Source organism: Lysinibacillus sp. KCTC 33748 (assembly GCF_002237755.1).
Taxonomy (GTDB): Bacteria; Bacillota; Bacilli; order Bacillales_A; family Planococcaceae; genus Lysinibacillus.
Genome location: NZ_MWSJ01000002.1, coordinates 218,987 through 236,474, shown reverse-complemented (window position 1 = coordinate 236,474; position 17,488 = coordinate 218,987). Strand labels below are relative to the sequence as shown.

At 38.7% G+C, this 17,488-nt stretch carries 16 protein-coding genes; all 16 read right to left on the bottom strand.

The window, feature by feature from the left end:
- Positions 1-25 precede the first annotated feature (25 nt).
- Positions 26-892 (bottom strand): phosphate propanoyltransferase, encoded by an 867-nt coding sequence (locus tag B1B04_RS03920; protein ID WP_079560023.1) that lies wholly within the window; start codon positions 890-892, stop codon positions 26-28.
- 12 nt (positions 893-904) lie between these two features.
- Positions 905-1,495, bottom strand: coding sequence for a phosphate propanoyltransferase (gene pduL / locus B1B04_RS03915; RefSeq protein ID WP_079560022.1), 591 nt, complete (start codon positions 1,493-1,495; stop codon positions 905-907).
- Positions 1,496-1,733: 238 nt separating this feature from the next.
- On the bottom strand, positions 1,734-2,012 hold the full coding sequence (locus B1B04_RS03910) for a BMC domain-containing protein (RefSeq protein ID WP_053482447.1): 279 nt from the start codon (positions 2,010-2,012) through the stop codon (positions 1,734-1,736).
- Between the two features lie 16 nt (positions 2,013-2,028).
- Entirely contained in the window at positions 2,029-3,519 is a 1,491-nt protein-coding gene (locus B1B04_RS03905; RefSeq protein WP_079560021.1) for an aldehyde dehydrogenase family protein, read from the bottom strand.
- Positions 3,520-3,533: 14 nt separating this feature from the next.
- Positions 3,534-4,184, bottom strand: a complete 651-nt coding sequence (eutL, locus tag B1B04_RS03900; protein ID WP_079560020.1) for an ethanolamine utilization microcompartment protein EutL — start codon at positions 4,182-4,184, stop codon at positions 3,534-3,536.
- Between the two features lie 11 nt (positions 4,185-4,195).
- Complete coding sequence (gene eutC, locus B1B04_RS03895) at positions 4,196-5,230, bottom strand: ethanolamine ammonia-lyase subunit EutC (protein ID WP_481817171.1); 1,035 nt, start codon at positions 5,228-5,230, stop codon at positions 4,196-4,198.
- Positions 5,231-6,601 carry an ethanolamine ammonia-lyase subunit EutB gene (locus B1B04_RS03890; RefSeq protein WP_079560018.1) on the bottom strand — a complete coding sequence of 457 codons (1,371 nt, stop codon included), beginning with the start codon at positions 6,599-6,601 and terminating at the stop codon, positions 5,231-5,233. It abuts the gene before it with no gap.
- 5 nt (positions 6,602-6,606) lie between these two features.
- Positions 6,607-8,031 carry an ethanolamine ammonia-lyase reactivating factor EutA gene (locus B1B04_RS03885; RefSeq protein ID WP_079560017.1) on the bottom strand — a complete coding sequence of 475 codons (1,425 nt, stop codon included), beginning with the start codon at positions 8,029-8,031 and terminating at the stop codon, positions 6,607-6,609.
- Between the two features lie 21 nt (positions 8,032-8,052).
- Entirely contained in the window at positions 8,053-8,550 is a 498-nt protein-coding gene (locus tag B1B04_RS03880; RefSeq protein WP_079560016.1) for a EutP/PduV family microcompartment system protein, read from the bottom strand.
- A gap of 10 nt (positions 8,551-8,560) precedes the next feature.
- Entirely contained in the window at positions 8,561-8,902 is a 342-nt protein-coding gene (gene eutS, locus B1B04_RS03875; RefSeq protein ID WP_079560015.1) for an ethanolamine utilization microcompartment protein EutS, read from the bottom strand.
- Positions 8,903-8,917: 15 nt separating this feature from the next.
- On the bottom strand, positions 8,918-10,171 hold the full coding sequence (gene eutH, locus B1B04_RS03870; protein WP_079560014.1) for an ethanolamine utilization protein EutH: 1,254 nt from the start codon (positions 10,169-10,171) through the stop codon (positions 8,918-8,920).
- A gap of 81 nt (positions 10,172-10,252) precedes the next feature.
- Complete coding sequence (locus B1B04_RS03865) at positions 10,253-10,831, bottom strand: ANTAR domain-containing response regulator (protein WP_079560013.1); 579 nt, start codon at positions 10,829-10,831, stop codon at positions 10,253-10,255.
- Positions 10,824-12,254, bottom strand: a complete 1,431-nt coding sequence (locus B1B04_RS03860) for a sensor histidine kinase (protein WP_079560012.1) — start codon at positions 12,252-12,254, stop codon at positions 10,824-10,826. Before B1B04_RS03860 ends, B1B04_RS03865 begins: the two co-directional genes overlap by 8 nt.
- Positions 12,255-12,510: 256 nt before the next feature.
- Positions 12,511-14,418 carry an ATP-dependent DNA helicase gene (locus B1B04_RS03855; protein WP_079560011.1) on the bottom strand — a complete coding sequence of 636 codons (1,908 nt, stop codon included), beginning with the start codon at positions 14,416-14,418 and terminating at the stop codon, positions 12,511-12,513.
- An 85-nt stretch (positions 14,419-14,503) separates the two neighbouring features.
- Positions 14,504-15,640 carry a THUMP domain-containing class I SAM-dependent RNA methyltransferase gene (locus B1B04_RS03850; protein WP_079560010.1) on the bottom strand — a complete coding sequence of 379 codons (1,137 nt, stop codon included), beginning with the start codon at positions 15,638-15,640 and terminating at the stop codon, positions 14,504-14,506.
- A gap of 3 nt (positions 15,641-15,643) precedes the next feature.
- The gene (locus tag B1B04_RS03845) at positions 15,644-17,383 is read right to left on the bottom strand and encodes a putative bifunctional diguanylate cyclase/phosphodiesterase (protein ID WP_079560009.1); all 1,740 of its coding nucleotides are present in this window, start codon (positions 17,381-17,383) and stop codon (positions 15,644-15,646) included.
- Positions 17,384-17,488: the final 105 nt, after the last annotated feature.

Genomic DNA, 17,488 nt, shown 5'->3' with positions numbered 1-17,488 from the left:
CTTTATCCTGAATGGACTTTTCTAATTACTCCGAGCGAATTGTTAACGTCTTATTTAACTCTCGTATTTTGTCATAAGCCAATGCCGTGACAATTGTGTTTTTAGGAACAACAATTTCCCGCGCTTCTATTTCAAGTACTTCTACTTGCGAAAGTAGCTTCTTATCAAATTGATAGCTGGATGGTCTTTCAGCTTGTTTTAAGACTGGAGGAATTTCTTTGACATCCATTTGTTCGTTAGCTTGTACATAGATAATTTCAGCAAGTGCACCTTGTTGAATTAATCCTGCATTTGCTTCATCTGTGTCGATATGCATCTCCAATCGATAACGATCCGAAACACGAATAATTACATTGGATAAAATAATCGGTCTCATACCTTCTACTTTAATTTGTACCGATTGTCCATCTGCTACTTGGAACCGAGCGCTATCAGCTGATGACATATGAATATGCGCTTGCGCAATAATGAGCCCTTCATTTAGCACGACACTGCCATTTGGACCGATAAGTGTGACAGGACTGGAACCTTTAATATCTCCTGAAATTCTTAATGGTGGCTTCATCCCTAATTTCATCGCATCTGTCCAGCTTACTTCTACTTGAGATAATGAACGAGCTGGGCCTAATATTCGCACCCGCTCAATGGAACCCTTAGGACCAGCAATAACAACGGTTTCCTCTGCAGCAAACTGTCCTGGCTGTGAAAGTTCAAACTTAGGTGTTAATTGATAGTTCTCACCAAAAAGCTTCTCCACTTCCGCTTGAGCAAGATGGACGTGTCGTGCTGAAACACCAATAGGGATTTTTCCATCATATAGAGAAGAAGGCTGTTTTTTTAAAACTTGTTGCAATACTTCTTCGACAATTTTTTGGACTAAATTTTCCTGCATCTAACCTCCTCCTTACGTTAATGATCTGATAATTCTCCCCTGTGCTTGCTGTTCAATAAAGCCTGCATTCGCTTCATCTGTATCAATATGCATCTCCAAACTAAAATCGTTTGACACACGAACTACAACTCCACGAAACGTCACAGGTCGCTCACTTTCCACTTCAACAGATACAAATTCATTATTTTGTACGTCCAATGCTATTGCATCCTCTTCCGTCATATGAATATGTGCCTGTGCAATAATGACTCCCTGCTTAATTATGATTTCTTGTTCTTGATTGATTAATTTGATGCCTGCTGAACTTTCGATATCTCCCGATTGCCTTAAAGGAGGGGTTAATCCTAGTTTCATTGCATCTGTTCGACTAATTTCCACCTGTGTTGCCGCTCTTACAGGACCTAGTACACGCACATTGTGAAGAACACCTTTTGGTCCCTCAATAGAGACACGCTCTTTGGCTGCAAACTGTCCTGGCTGTGAAAGATCAAAATCCTTCGTTAGCGTTGCATTCGGACCAAAAAGTGCTTGTAAATCCTCTTCACTGACATGTATATGGCGAGCTGAAATGGCCACAGGAAATATCTTTGTTGCTGTTTTCACGTTAGCCACCTCTATATCTATTAGCTATATTGTTATAGGAAATGAAAGCAGGATGAAGCGCAATGTGTAGCATCCTGCCCTTTACTTTATGATGTTCTATCCGTCGTTTCGGCTTTTCTTTCCGTCGCTTCGTACTCTATCCATCGTTCCGGCGGGTCTTTCCATCGCTTCGATGGTTCTATCCGTCGCTTCGGCTTTTCTTTCCATCGCCTTTAATACGGCTCAGCTCAACCTGAAATTAAGCCTCTGCTTTTGGTAAAATTAATTCTAATTCATGGTGTGGACGTGGGATTACATGAACAGATAGAAGTTCTCCAACACGTTGTGCCGCTGCTGCACCTGCATCAGTAGCTGCTTTTACCGCTCCTACATCACCACGAACTAATACAGTGACAATCCCGCCACCAACATGTACTTTTCCTACTAAATTAACGCTAGCAGCCTTCACCATTGCATCTGCTGCTTCAATTGCTCCTACTAATCCTTTTGTTTCTACCATTCCTAATGCTGTACTCATTTGTCATTCCTCCAAATTATTTATTTTGTAATGTTATTTGTTTTAATACTTGATCAACAATTTGTTGAACCACTGCTGTATCCAGCGATGGATCTTGTGCCTTAATGTTCTCTACTACTGGTTTTGTTAAGAACTTTGGTTTTGGTACCTCTACATCTTTAATGCCATAAGCCATACGTTTAATATTCAATAAATGTCTCGCTGTAATGTTATCGGACGTAATATTGCCACCAAACGTGCCACATCCTAATGTGAAAGATGGTGCTAAGCCTGTAGTTCCACCTACAGCGCCAATAGATGATAATGTATTGATCACAATTCTGGAAACTGGTAATTCAATAGAAAATTGCTCAGCTAAAGCTGTATTTTCTGTATGGATCGAGCATGTATGTCCGCGTCCTCCTATGTTTAGCAAATCAATCATTACCTGTTTTGCCTCAGTACTGTCCTCAACTGTGTATAACGCAAATATCGGGGACAGTTTTTCCAATGAAAATGGAATGTTCTTGCCAATCATCGTTTCCATACCAACAAGTACTTTTGTATCTTCCGGCACAGTAACACCGATAGAATCTGCTAAGCAAGCCGCTGACTTACCTACAATTTGAGGATTTACTTTCCCAGGGATTGGAGAAATCAACTTCTCCATTTTTACCTTCTCTTCATCACTCAAAATATAAGCACCGTTTTTCTTTAACTCTGATAAAACTTGCTCGGCAATAACTTTATCTACAATAATTGACTGCTCTGTAGCACAAATCGTACCGTTATCAAAAGACTTACTTTGGACAAGCTGGCGAACAGCTTTGGATATATTCGCCGATTTTTCAATATAAGCTGGAACATTTCCTGGTCCTACACCGTAAGCCGGTTTGCCCGAACTATAGGCTGCTTTTACTAGCGCACCCCCACCAGTCGCTAATATTAAGTGAATATCGGGGTGCTTCATTAATTGCTGCGTAGCCTCCATGGAAGACAGTGTTAAACAGTGTAGCAAGCCTTCTGGTGCTCCCGCTTTTTCTGCTGCTACTCTACAAATCTCTAAAGCTTCCTTTGTACATTCAACTGCATATGGATGCGGGCTTAGAACAAGACCATTTCTAGTTTTCAATGAAATAAGTGTTTTAAAAATTGCTGTTGATGTCGGATTTGTCGTTGGGACAATGCCCGCAATTACGCCAAACGGACTTGCAATCTCTGTCACTTTCTTCATTCGATCGAAACCTACGACACCGACAGTCTTTAAATCTTTAATATCTTCATAGACATCTCTAGAGGCAACCTCATTTTTCATCTTTTTATGATTAGGAACACCCATCCCTGTTTCCTGAACGGCCATATTTGCCAACCGTTCTGCCTCTTTAAATGCGGCATCCGCAACAGCTTTGACGATATGATCTACCTGCTGCTGTGAATACTGCATATACGTAGCCTGTGCAATATTGGCATGTCTCACAGCGTCTCTCATTTCTTGAATGGCTAATAAATCTTTATCAAATGTGGCCATAAAGACCCACCTTTCTAAACAACTGGATTTCTTGTTAAATTTTCAATAGCTTCTCTAAAAGCATTTGCAGCAGCTTGGCAGGAAGATTGACTACCACTTACTAAACCGCCACCGAAATTGGTTTCAGATGGTGGACCAAAGAAAACCTTTAGCTCTACATCTGCCGCCTTTAATGCAGCATCTAAACCAACGACAGCTTCAAGTGGCGGTGCGATTAAATAAGCGAGGGCTGTTCCAACCTTAACTTTCGCTAGCTCTGCCAAATACGTGCCACAGCTAGCTACAGTATGTGCAAAAAGAGCGTGGTTCTCATTTTGAAGGATCGCTTCAAAATACGTATCAAACTGAATTTTCTGCTGAATCGCATCGAAGCCACTTCGTATTTCATCAGGCGATCTACCAGCAATGATGCCAATGACTTCACCAGATAATGGGCCAGATGCATGAGCCGCTCCAGCATAAAAGCTTTTCGCATACACAACATCAACATCTGCTTTTTTCGTAGCCTCGTCCAAAGCTACATAGCCAACATCATCTATTGTTAGTGTTACGAGTCCAATGCTATTGTGATATGGCTTTAAATCTAATTGCTCTGCTAGTTCACTATTCACTCTTGGAATGACTTGCATTGCTAAAATTTCTGCCATAATTTTTTGAGGATTCATCGTTTGGCCCCCTAACCTTCTTTTGCCACAAGACCAACTCCACTTGCCTTGTAATGCAATATTTTTTGCACGACTGTTCCTAAATAGGCTCCAGCCTCTAACGGCGGGATACCACCTTTATGAATGTTCGAAACGACCATTCGATCAGCCTCTACTGTGCCAATTCTAGGTTGATAGCATATATAAGCACTCATTGACTCGGCTGATACAAGTCCCGGACGCTCACCGATTAGATAAACAATCACTTCTGCTTGTAAAAGCTCGCCTATTTCATCCATAAGAGCTACACGCCCTTTATCAATATAGAAAGTCGTTCCTATTTCTATATTTAAATTATTAAGACTTTGCTGTAACGCTAAATAAACATCTTGCACATTTTCTTCAATCGCACTTGCACTTAATCCGTTAGATATGATGATTTGTACCTTTGGATTTTTTGCACACTTCGATTGGATAAGCGTTTTTGATTCAGCTGATAAACGACGACCTAAATCTGGTCTAGTAATGTATTCCTCCTTATCTGTCACTCTTGTTGTTACTTGAAAGACATCAAGCTTTTGTAGGAGCCCTTCTGTCACTTCCCCATAAACTGCATCTACTGCCGCTGCATGATCGAGACGGAACTTTAGCCAAGTTTTGGTTTTTGGCCTTGTCCCCGCTCTCCCAACACCTATTCTTGCAGGTGTATGCTTTTTAGCAGCTTGAACACTTTCAGACACTTCATCCTCTTCAAATTTAAAGGTTGTAATAGGTGCCATAGTGTCAGTTGGTTCATCATTACTTGCGCTGTAGTACGATTGTTCATGGTTATGTGATTCAGAATGATAAAGTTTTATTAATGGTTCATTTGACCATTCTGTTGCGCTCGGAATTGCTACTATATCAGCTACACTAGTTTCCTTAGCTTGAAGTTTAATAAGTATTTCCTTTTGGTCTTCTGGTGGTACAGCCGTATCATGAGATTGTTCGTCGGGCGTTTGATTGCCCATCTTATCTATTACGAGCTGTGTAATCATTGATACTAATTGTTCATTCAATGGACTCACCTACCTTTCAAATATAGATAAATCGCCAGCTATTGCAGATAGACGACCATTTTCATAAATGCCCATTTTTTCTAACCACGCTAGAAATGCAGGTGCTGGTTTTTTACCAAACGTTTGAAGTAATGTAGCGACATCATGGAAGCTCATTGACTGATAGTTCAGCATGACATCGTCGCCCATTGGTGCAGCTATAATAAAGTTGACACCAGCAGCTGTTAATAAAACACTTAGATCTTCAACATCATTTTGGTCTGCTTTAATATGGTTTGTGTAACAAATATCAACGCCCATTGGAATGCCGTGCATTTTGCCCATAAAGTGATCTTCTAGTCCTGCACGTATAACCTGTTTGTTATTGTATAAATACTCAGGTCCAATAAAGCCAACTACCGTGTTCACAATATACGGATTAAAATGTCTAGCAAATCCGTAATTGCGCGATTCAAGTGTTACTTGGTCAATATCCATATGTGCCTCAGCAGATAGCTCCGAGCCTTGTCCAGTTTCAAAATAGAATAAATTCGGTCCAGTTCCTGTGCCTTGCTTTTTCACAAGCTCCTCTGCTTCTCTTATTAGGTCAGCAGAAATACCAAACGAGCGGTTAGCAATTTCTGTTCCAGCAATACTTTGGAAAATCATATCGGCAGGTGCACCTTGTTTAATAGCCTTCATCTGTGTTGTAATATGTGCTAACACACAGTTTTGTGTAGGAATCGACCAATCATTGATAAACTCCTTTGTTGCTTGCAATACTTTTTTCACACTTTCAACTGAATCATCTACTGGGTTAATCCCAATGACCGCATCACCTATACCATAGGACAAGCCTTCTTTTAATGAAGCAATAATACCGTCAATATTGTCTGTTGGATGATTCGGCTGTAATCTTGAGGAAAGTGTGCCCTTTTGTCCGATCGTACTATTACAAGTTGACAGTATTTCCACTTTATTGGCCGCATGGACAAGATCTAAGTTGGACATTAGCTTTGTAACGGATGCAATAATTTCTGAATTCATGCCCTTGCTTAAGCGTTTTAATTCCCTGTCGCCTGTGTCATTGGATAAAATGTATTCTCTAAGTTGCTCGATACTCCAGTTTTTAATTTCTCCATAAATTTGCTCATTAACATCACCTTCAATAATGCGTGTCACTTCATCCTCTTCGGGAGGAACTAATGGATTTTCTCTTATATCTTTCACTAACAGCTCACTTAGAACCGCCTTTGCCGCAATTCTTTGTTGTACAGATTCAGCAGCAATTCCAGCTAACTGATCTCCTGATTTTTCTTCATTGGCCTTGGCCATTACATCCTTCAATGATTTAAAATTATATTTTTCTCCACCAAATATCACCGATAGATTCACATTCATCCTCCTTACTTTGAGTGAAAAGCAAGTGTTTTTACAACGACTGGGACAACTCCAGATGGCAGTACTTCCCCAATGTCAATGTAATCGCCTGTTTCCACTTTGATTTGATCGATGCAAATGATGGGAACTGTTTGATTAATCGCTTGTAACGTTTGCCCAATAACTTTTGCATAATCTGATTGAATGACTATGATAATTGGTAGTTCCTTGGAGCTTATCGTCGCTAAGTGTTTCAAAATAGCCTCACATAAAGCACGGACATCCTGGAAGCTTAAATAGGGTAACTGGCTGAAATAGAGTGCAAACGGAGAGCGATTCTCCTGTATAGAAAATAGAGCATCGGCTCGTTCAACCGCTGTTTTTACCGCATAGTCGAATTCTTGGCTGTTCGTATCCAAATGACAATCGAAAACAGGCACATTTTTTAAAGGCAAAATTTCCGCGTCTACTTGAATCGTTGCACCACTAATCTCAGTTGTTTGGGTACCTGCACCAGTCACCGTTGCCCGTGCTGTTTCCTCTGGTTTTAGCCATAAAAAGGATTGTAACTGTTCGTGCTGCAAAAGATATGTCGCCAATTTTTCGCCGATATCATCATATTGACGGTTTGTACATTCCTGTTCATAAATACAAGCAGCTACACCACCGGAAAAAACGACTGCTTCAACTGGTTTATTCCAAGTTGGCAAATGTCCTAGCAATAACGGATGTTGTTCATCTGTCAATTGTCCGCTTAGAGTCATCGCTACTATATCCGCCATTTCTTGGATTAGTTGTGTGACACGTACATCCTCTGCTGCATCACCCACCTTTAATGGCTTTGACCATTTTTTCATCAGTTTCATAATGGGTGGTGAAATCGATTGGACAATGCCATTTTGAAATTCTATGAGTCTCCCTCCGACATGCAATGTACACGTACCGATTACTTCTCCGTACTGCATTACCGCAATATTTGCTGTACCACCACCGATATCGATATTAGCGATAACTTTGGCCGTATTTTTAGATTGTTGTAAAGTACCCGCACCCTTTGCTGCAATGATTCCCTCCAAATCGGGTCCGGCAGTAGCAACTAAAAAGTGTCCAGCTGTATCTGCGATCGCATGAACCACCTCGCTAGCATTTTCTTTTGTTGCAGATTCGCCTGTAATAATAATGGCACCTGTTGCAATATCTGCTGGTGCAATTTGGGCCAATTGATATTGCTGAAAAATAAATTGCTCGATTTTTTCCATATCGATAATTTCTTTATTGATAAATGGTGTTTTAATAATCGGGCTTTGATGTAAAACCGTTTTTTCAATAATTTCTATTCGAGGCACATGCGTTACACCTGCAACGTTTTTCAACAGAAAACTACTGACGACCATTTTTGTTGTACTTGTTCCAATATCAATGCCTGCACTATAAATTTTTTCGGTCTTCAACTTACTCCCCCCCTCTCGCCACTACGGGCTATACATGAGATAAGGACTATCACGATCCTTCACAAATTGGCGAATTTCTTCGTCACAATTGAGCTGAATAAGTGGCGCTATAAACTCAACACCAAGCTTTTGCCACGAAGAGGTTTTCACAATAGGACCATGTGTCATGACATTTTGTAATAACGCTGTTGCTCTTTCTACATCTGCAAGTGGTGCATCAATTTTTGTAATAACACCAATTTGTATTTTAGGAATTCCTAAGCTAAATTGCGGAGGAAAAACACTCCTTGATGACGTGGCATCCTGCAAATAAATTACATGTGTCACTTCAAGCGATGTTGCCATGATGTTTTTGTAATACATTGGATTTTCTATATATTCTCCGGGTGTATCAACAATCCAGTCATCATAAACGAGCGCCTGTGTTTTATTGGCTTGTCTATCTTTTCCTAATAACGCATTCATTAATGTCGACTTCCCTGCTTGCACACCACCTATGATCATTACTCGATTTTTCATACGGCACATCCTATGACTTCGTTATTTTTGATGGCGTATAGCCAAGCTTCTCTGATAGAAAACGATTAATCTCTAACATCGCCATTTCAACCTCGGAAACACTGCCAACAATTACGAGACTGCCGGTAAAGCGATCTAAAAACCCAAGTTTTACGTTCGCTGCCTTTGTTGCTAAATCCCCTGCGATAATAACTGTCTCACTTGGTGTACATGTCATGATGCCAAGTGCACCTGCTTCTTGAATACCTAGCTTTTGAAACATATCAGGGTCAGGGTTTGCGATTAGATGACTTAATGTTAGCTGCTTTCCTGGCACAAACTCCTGAATAAACCGTTTCTTTTCTTCACTCACACGTCATCACCTCTTTCAAGTTTTTTCAAGGCTAGTATCTGTTAAATATTCTCCTTCTTTAATAATGCCTGCCTCACGATCCTCTTGTTCTAGCCTTAGAGCTGTAGGAACAGATAGCTTATAGGCCAATATAATTGCGATAACACCCGCTAAAAACTTACCTGCAATAACCGGTAAAATAATGGTCGGTTGGAAGTTAGCTGTAAACGATAAATGATCTCCTAGAAGGAATGCTGAACAAACTCCAAAGGCAATGATAATGACCTTATCTTTCGGTGGCATATGTCGAACAAGTGTAAACATGGCTAAAATATTAGCAATTGTCGCTAAAATACCTGCGCTCCCTACTGACGATAGGCCTAATTTTTTACCTCCTGCCTCTAGAGGCTTCGATGCATATTTTCTTATTAAGTACACCATTGGGAATGCACCCGCTAGCATAATACCGATGTATCCAGCTGTTTCAAGTGCCCGGAATTGATCGACTTTATCTGCCATGATCGGATCAAAGCCCCATGCACCAAAAACCTTCGTAAAAATACCTGTGAAAATTTCTACAATCGAGAACACTAGCACAAGCTTGATAGCAGCATCCATCACACGTCCAAAAATCATGAAGCCTTTGATCATGCCATTTGGAATTAGTTTTAGACCTAACGCAATTAACACGACAAAAATAAATAATGGCAATAAATTAATTAATATTTGTAAAACAGAAATGGCAAAAACATATGTTGGTGCCGCTGTTGTACTAATTACTTCACGAACCTCCGTATTGAACATCACAATCAAAATAGAAGAAATAAATGCTCCAATCGGAATTGTTAAAACACCCGCCATAATACCTAAAGCCATATATTTATGATCTCGCTTATCTAACATGGCAAGCCCCATTGGAATAGAGAACACAATTGTTGCACCTGACATAAATCCGACAACTAGAGCCATGACCCATCCCTCATAGGACTCTTTTAAAGCATTTGCTAATTGATATCCCCCCATGTCCGACGCTAAAATTGTCGTTGCCGCAATCGCTGGATCAGCACCAATCCATTCAAAAATTGGGCTAATAAAATGACTTATAAACCACGTTAAGTAAGGTATAGCTGCCATGATCCCTGCAGCAGGTACAAAAATATGTCCAACCGTATGAATTCCATTCATAAACTCTTTACCGATTCCATATTCAGCATCTCGAATTGCTCCAATTGCTCCTAATACTGCACAAATCATAATAATATAAACGATCACCGTTCCTATCATTGCCATCCTTCTCATCACCCCTTTTATTTTTCTATATATAAAAAAAAGACGCATTTAAAGAGGAGATCTCTTTAAAGCGTCTTTGCTTTAACTATTTACTTGTAAAGTATTGATAATGCGCCTTGCAATAAGCGCCATTTCCTGTTGAGTCTGCATACTTTCACTTCGAATTTTTTTATAAGCTTCGTCCTCACTAAGGTTCTCTGACTTCATGAGCAAACCTTTTGCTCGTTCGATTATTTTTCGCTTTTCTATTTCTGTTTGTTTATGCAGTAATTCCCCGTTTAAACGGTTGAACTTATCAATCTGGTGAAATGCTACTTCCAACGCCGGAAGGACATTCTTCTCAGAAAACGGTTTCATAACATAGCCTAAAATATTATCCTGCTTCATGTACAGTAACAATTCTTTTTCACTATAAGCTGATATAAATAGCACTGGTATACCAAGCTGCTGTTCAATAACTTTACTTGCCTTTAAACCATCTAGCTTTGGCATTTTAATGTCCATTAAGATTAACTGTGGCTTATGTGTAAAAGCCAACTCAATTGCTGATTCTCCATTGTTTGCTTGCGCTACCACTTCGTAGCCATTATCCTCTAACATAAACTTCAAATCAATTGCAATAAGGGACTCATCTTCGACAATCATAACTTTCCTAGTCATTTAGGATAAATACCTCCTCACTTACAGGGAACTGGATTTGAGTATGTGTACCTTGTTCACTAGGGATAATTGAAAATATGCCAGCTAAATCATGTTCAACAAGCCTTGTTATAATCTCCATTCCAAACGATGCCTTCACCTCTTGCATTCCAACGCCATTGTCAGAAATATGAAGTGAAATAGAAGAAGCATCTTTTTGAAATTGGATATCGATTGTTCCCTCTTCACGACCAATAAAAGCATATTTCAGTGCATTTTGCAGTAGCTCACAAATGATTAATGCGAGCGAAACAGCTTTTTTAGAATGACAAAATAACTGTATATTATCGTGATGAAAGGTTAATTGAATAGATGATGTGTTGGATGTGCCAACCATTTTATGACCAATCTTTTTAGATAACGCGATAACATCTACTTTCTCTTCAGCGTTATCCTCATTTTCTAAAATAAGTTCATAAACAGATGAAATACTATATATACGATTTAATGCCTCTTGAAAAGCACTCGCACTGGAAGCTGACAAGTCATTTCGCATTTGCAAGCGCAATAGACTCGTGACTGTTTGTAAATTATTTTTCACTCTGTGGTGAATCTCTCTTATAGCGAATGTTTTCATCATTAATTCATTTTCTTTCAGCTTAAGCTCTGTAAGATCATGAATTATGAGAAGTGTCACTTTATCACGTTGATCACGAATAGGAATTTTCTTCACAATAAAAGATTTACGATCAATCGTAACTTCTAAGAAAAAGACATCATCGCCTTTATCATAGATTTCCTGTAAAAAAGGTAAAATTTCATCCAAAGCAACGTTGTTAAAACGCTCAAGTCCGGATAGCTCTGATATAAATTGGTAGCCTGCAGGATTGCTATAGATGACTTTGTTTTCATGATTTGTAAGAATAATCGATTCCACTAGCAAATCAGAAACAACTGGAATCGGTTGAGAGTTCGGCTCAACAATATGCTCAATTAATGCAAAAGGCATTTGTTGAAAATCATCTTTAGGTGTTGTTTTCATTTCCACCTTTTTTTCTTGGATTAACACAGCAATAACTTGTTGTTGGTCATTAAAGAGAGGAACAACGTTTTGTTCAACCGTTATGCCTTCCTGAGTGATTGCTCTAGTCATTGACGATTTTTCTTTATTTTTAAAAGCAGCAAATACTGCTGGCTCAAAGCTTTCAAAGACAAATTTGCCAATTACAGATTTTTCGTATAAGCCTCTTTCTGTTTTTGGGAATGCCTCTGCCACAACAATTGCATGTGGCAAGTTTTCCAGCATACAATCTATGAACATATAACAATCTGTCAACTCAGCGTAATACGATAATGTAATTTCAAGTTCTATTAACTTCTCTACATCCGTTGCAGATAAGCTCGTATATTTTCGACACAATGATTGAATGTTCGACAGGTTCATGCCCCCTATCACAGAATAATTAAATATTAAATTTGATTATTCTAAAATTTCTTGTCATTATTATAAACCTTTTGCAAAATTATTTTCAATATAAAAAATAATTTATTTTATTAAATTTCATTGCATTACAAAGAACTATATAGCTTAAAAGAGAAATATTCAACACTTTTTTCAAACACAACATTATCCCACGATAAAAATGTTATTTTAATATATAAAAAAAGCGAGAATGCAACAGGTGCAAACTCGCTTTTTTCTACTTTATTTCTGGGGTAACAGCTAATATATCTTCAAATGTTTCCCGCTGCTTTGCCTCTTCTTCATTCATTAAAATATGGATATCTCCGCGGTCGTTTGAAGTACGAATTAAACGCCCCATTCCTTGCTGCAAACGAAGTTGCATAAATGGTAATTCCACTTCTTCATATGGATTTTCTGCAAATGTACGTTTCGCATCAAATAATGGATCGTGTGGAGGGAACGGTAAATCAAAAATAATAACTCGTGTTAATGCCTCCTCCGGCAAATCTAGACCTTCCCATAAATGATAGGAGCATAATGTTTTGATCGCGCCTTCTTGGAAATCACGAACAATTCCTGACAGTTCACGATCCCCTTCAAACGCTACATACATTCGTTCCATAAGAGGTAGTTCCGCTTTGAAATCTAACATTGCTTGTTTGGATTTAAATAAAATTAAAGTTTTTTCACCGTCACGTAATAGCTGTTGAACCCGCGACGTTTTCTCCTTTTGAGAAAGTTCATGTAAATAAATTCGCATAACTTCTTCATAATCAAATGGAGAAGGAACAGAAAACGATTGATAATCACGAATTCCTAAACTATAGGCAATATATGAAAAATCTTTTTTCACTGATAAAGTTGCTGAAGAAAATATGATTGGAAGTTTTTTAGAGAATAGTTTTTCTGCTAAAACTTCTGTAATAAGACGCGGCATAATGACAAGCGTTTCTTCCCCATCAGTTTCCTCTAACCAATCTACTGCATCTCCTTGTGCTATAAAAATACGTAAAGAAGCCTCGTATTGTTCTAAATACTCCTCTGCCATATTTAATTCATACTCCGGAATCATATACATTTCAGATTCAAAGACAAATTCCTCAAGTAATGTTTCGACATCTTGAATAAGTTGTTTCCCGTATTTCAATAGATTTGGCGATTTGTTAATACGTTTACGCTCTTCTTTAGAAGCGACTAGATCGTCTCGTAGTTGGTCAAAAAATAGCTCATGGTCATCTTGTAATTTTTCCATCGCGTATAATGTACGTTCTCGCACACCATCTACCATTAAACGCTCTAACAATTGAACAATAGTTGTCGCCTGTACTTTATACGTCATTGCTTTTTGTGCAGCATATTCTAATAAATGACCTTCGTCTAGCACAATCATTGATACATCCGGCAATAAAGCTAATTGCCCTTCACGTTCACGCGACTCCTTTGTAGCTAAATGTTCCATCAAAAAATCTTGTGAACAAATAATGAGATCCGCTGATTTACGATAATGTGCACGATGTAATGTTTGACCACATCGATTACGTAGGTCACATACTGAACACTGCATAATCGAGTTGTAATTTACTTTTTGCCAATCTTCATCACTAACTGTTGGATAATCGCTTCTTTCACCATAGGGTTGTATTGCAATCATCGAGCCCTGTGCATACACTCCATCAGGTATAGAAAACGAAATATCATCAATCCATTCATCAGTTTCGACTTTCTCAGCTTCCTCAAAACGCTTTAAGCATAAATATTGGTCACGTGACTTTGCTAGGCGGACATCGATTTCAAGACCTAACGTTTTTTGTAGCTTATAAATATCGCCGCCCTCTTTTACTAACTGGTCAATTAAGGTTTCATCAGCACATGCGATAAGGGCTGGTTTACCAGTATAGCGTGCATAAGATACAGCCGGTAGTAAATAGGCAATTGTTTTACCAGTCCCTACCCCTGCCTCTGCAAAAAGCACGTTTTTCTCTTTGAGGGCCTGCTCGATTTGATAAGCCATAAAGATTTGTTCATCACGGCATTCAAAGCCCTTTTCAGGTAATTCATCGTAAAGGACGTCCCCCATCCAGTCACCTAATGACTCAAAAAATGAGCGGTCCTTCGTTAATACAAATGGTAAAGATTTACGCAATTGACGCTCCCCCTCTAACTATCTGGTCCTATTATACGCGACGAAACGGAAGATAAGAAAAAATCTTATCTTCCGTTATCATTCGTTAATCTCTTTTAGACTTTTGTCCCCAGAACTGGTAATAATTCGTTTCAATAAAGCCATTGAATAATTTACGTTTCTTTGTCGATTGACGACCGTACAGCTCCTCAAAGTTTTTCATTGAAGATAGCATGTACACAGACCAAGTCGGGTTGTTTTTCATGACTTTTCCTAAATCACGAATTACCTGCTCCACGATCTCAATGTCCCCAATACGCTCCCCGTATGGTGGATTACCAATCATAACACCATCTGTTAGCTGTGTTGTAAAATCACGTGCTTGCATTTGCTTGAACGTAATCATATCACCAAAGCCCGCTTCTAGTGCATTTTCTTGTGCAATATTCACCATGCGATGATCGATATCTGACCCGAAAATTTCTAATGGTTGATCATAGTTCGCTAAGCTATCAGCTTCATCTCGCACTGCATCCCAAATTTTTGCCTTCATCCATGGCCATTCCTCTGAAATAAATTCACGATTATAGCCCGGTGCAATATTTTGTCCAAACATTGCTGCTTCTAAAGCAATTGTGCCCGAACCACAAAATGGATCAACGAACGGTCGATTTGGATTCCACTTTGAAATTTGTACGAGTGCCGCTGCTAATGTTTCTTTTAATGGTGCTTCACCCTGTGCTTGACGATACCCACGCTTATGCAAGCCCACACCCGATGTATCAATAGTAAGTGTAGCCACATCTTTTAAGATTGAAACTTCAATTTTATAAGTTGCACCAGATTCATCTAAAAATCCTAAACGCTTATAATGCTGTTTCATGCGCTCTACTATTGCTTTTTTAGTAATAGCTTGACAATCGGGTACACTAAATAATTTTGATTTTACAGACTTCCCCGATACTGGGAAAGCTGCATCAACGGGTAAGTATTTTTCCCAAGGTAACGCTTTTACACTTTCAAACAATTGTTCAAAAGATTTAGCCGGAAACTGACCTACAACGATTTTTACTCGGTCTGCTACACGTAGCCATAAGTTTGTTCTTGCAATGGCCGTCTCGTCACCTTCAAAATACACTTTACCGTTATCGACTGTTGTTTCATAGCCTAGAGCCTTTACCTCTTGTGCCACAATCGACTCTAATCCCATTGCAGCAGTTGCTACTAATTTATAGTTTGCCATACACTAATTCCTTCCTTGATGTTCAATTTCCCAATACTCCAGAAACTCCATAAGTTCGTGAAGTGGTAAAGGTTTACTGTAATAATAGCCTTGGATTATATCACAGTTCATTTTACGTAGTATATCCACTTGTTGTGCTTGTTCTACACCTTCAGCAACAACTTTCATTTTTAAGCGATGCGACATTTGAATAATCGCATCCACTACTGCCTGTTTTTCATCGAGCGAGCCAATATGCTGAATAAAGCTCCGATCGATTTTTAAATAATCAAGGGGAAAACGAACTAAATAACTAAGAGACGAATAGCCCGTCCCAAAATCGTCAATAGAAATTTTAAAGCCCATGTTCTTGAGTCGCACAAGCTTGCTAACCGTTTCATTTGCGCTGTTCATCACTGTTCGTTCTGTAACTTCGATTTCAAAATTGTTAGCAGGTGTGTTATAACGCTCTAATATCGCTTGAACAGAGTCTAAAAAGTTTTGTTGCTTAAAGTGAATGCTGGAAATATTGATAGCAACTGGAGTCTTAAAGCCATATTGACGCATCTCTATAACTGCTTCACAAGCTTTTGCTATAATTACTTCGCTCAAAGGTATGATTAATCCTGTTTCCTCCGCATAAGGAATAAATTCTGCTGGAGAGACAAATCCTAGACTTTCACATTTCCAGCGAATAAGTGCCTCTACCCCTTGTATCTCTTCATTTTCCATAGATATTTTAGGTTGGAAGTGCAGCTCAAAATCCCGGCTTTCAATGGCTCTCCGTAGTTCCGAATCTAATAATAAAACACGCTGTGAGTCCGTCTTCAATTCATCAAAATAAAATGCATAGTCGTTAAGGCCATTCTTTTTTGAATAAGTCATCGCCTTGTCAGCACAATGAATCAATTGCTCTGTTGTTTCACCATCAATTGGATACATACTGATACCAATACTTGTAGAAATAAAAATATCTTGGCCATTAATATCTAAAGGCTGTTCAATAATACCTATAATTTGTTCAGCAAAATTTGCAGCTTCTTTAGCACTTTTTACATTTGTCAACGTAATAATAAACTCATCACCGCCATATCTAGCGATGATATCTTTATTTTTCAACAATGTTTTTAAGCGTTTTGCTACTTCTACTAAAATGGTATCTCCAACAGCATTTCCTAACGTATCATTAATTTGCTTAAATCGATCTAAGTCTAAAAAATAGACTGCATGCTGTACCGAATGAGAGATAGTAGAAGTTGATTCTAATAAATTATCCATTCTTTCAATATAAGCAAATCGATTTGATACTTCCGTTAATGAGTCCGTTAACAATCGCTTTTCTAGTTCATTTTCTACGATTTTTCTTTCAGACAAATCTGAGAAAATGCCACAGTAATTTGTAATCTCTCCATCATCGTTAGCTACACCGACAATTGTTAACCATTCTGGATATACGTCTCCGGTTTTACGACGATTCCATATTTCCCCCTGCCAAATGCCTTCTTGTCGTATCATTTGCCACATATCTAAATAAAATTGTATTTCATGTACACCTGACTGTAGAACGGCTGGTGTTTTTCCAATCACTTCATCACGTTTATAGCCAGTTACAAATTCAAATGCAGGATTGACCAATTCAATTCTTTTATTTTTATCCGTGATCATGATACCTTCAGATACACTTTCGAAGATTTTTGTCAATAAGGCAGTAGGATATTTGGAAATCGAATTTAGCTTCTCCAGACTATCGTTCACTCCGCTCATGATTCCGCTCCATCCTATCTCTCTTTACTACCCTCATTTTTTAGAAAAGCGCTTTTGCGCCAGTCTACTCGTATGTAGACAATATGTACATCGTTGCGATAATAG

What these genes read in the sequence shown, in the direction of transcription:
- B1B04_RS03860 (WP_079560012.1), bottom strand. Translation starts at nt 12,254, where the DNA reads ATGAACCTGTCGAACATTCAATCATTGTGTCGAAAATATACGAGCTTA.
- B1B04_RS03880 (WP_079560016.1), bottom strand. Translation starts at nt 8,550, where the DNA reads ATGAAAAATCGAGTAATGATCATAGGTGGTGTGCAAGCAGGGAAGTCG.
- eutL (WP_079560020.1), bottom strand. Translation starts at nt 4,184, where the DNA reads ATGAATCCTCAAAAAATTATGGCAGAAATTTTAGCAATGCAAGTCATT.
- eutH (WP_079560014.1), bottom strand. Translation starts at nt 10,171, where the DNA reads ATGGCAATGATAGGAACGGTGATCGTTTATATTATTATGATTTGTGCA.
- B1B04_RS03910 (WP_053482447.1), bottom strand. Translation starts at nt 2,012, where the DNA reads ATGAGTACAGCATTAGGAATGGTAGAAACAAAAGGATTAGTAGGAGCA.
- B1B04_RS03850 (WP_079560010.1), bottom strand. Translation starts at nt 15,640, where the DNA reads ATGGCAAACTATAAATTAGTAGCAACTGCTGCAATGGGATTAGAGTCG.
- B1B04_RS03905 (WP_079560021.1), bottom strand. Translation starts at nt 3,519, where the DNA reads ATGGCCACATTTGATAAAGATTTATTAGCCATTCAAGAAATGAGAGAC.
- B1B04_RS03865 (WP_079560013.1), bottom strand. Translation starts at nt 10,831, where the DNA reads ATGACTAGGAAAGTTATGATTGTCGAAGATGAGTCCCTTATTGCAATT.
- B1B04_RS03845 (WP_079560009.1), bottom strand. Translation starts at nt 17,383, where the DNA reads ATGAGCGGAGTGAACGATAGTCTGGAGAAGCTAAATTCGATTTCCAAA.
- B1B04_RS03920 (WP_079560023.1), bottom strand. Translation starts at nt 892, where the DNA reads ATGCAGGAAAATTTAGTCCAAAAAATTGTCGAAGAAGTATTGCAACAA.
- B1B04_RS03890 (WP_079560018.1), bottom strand. Translation starts at nt 6,601, where the DNA reads ATGAATGTGAATCTATCGGTGATATTTGGTGGAGAAAAATATAATTTT.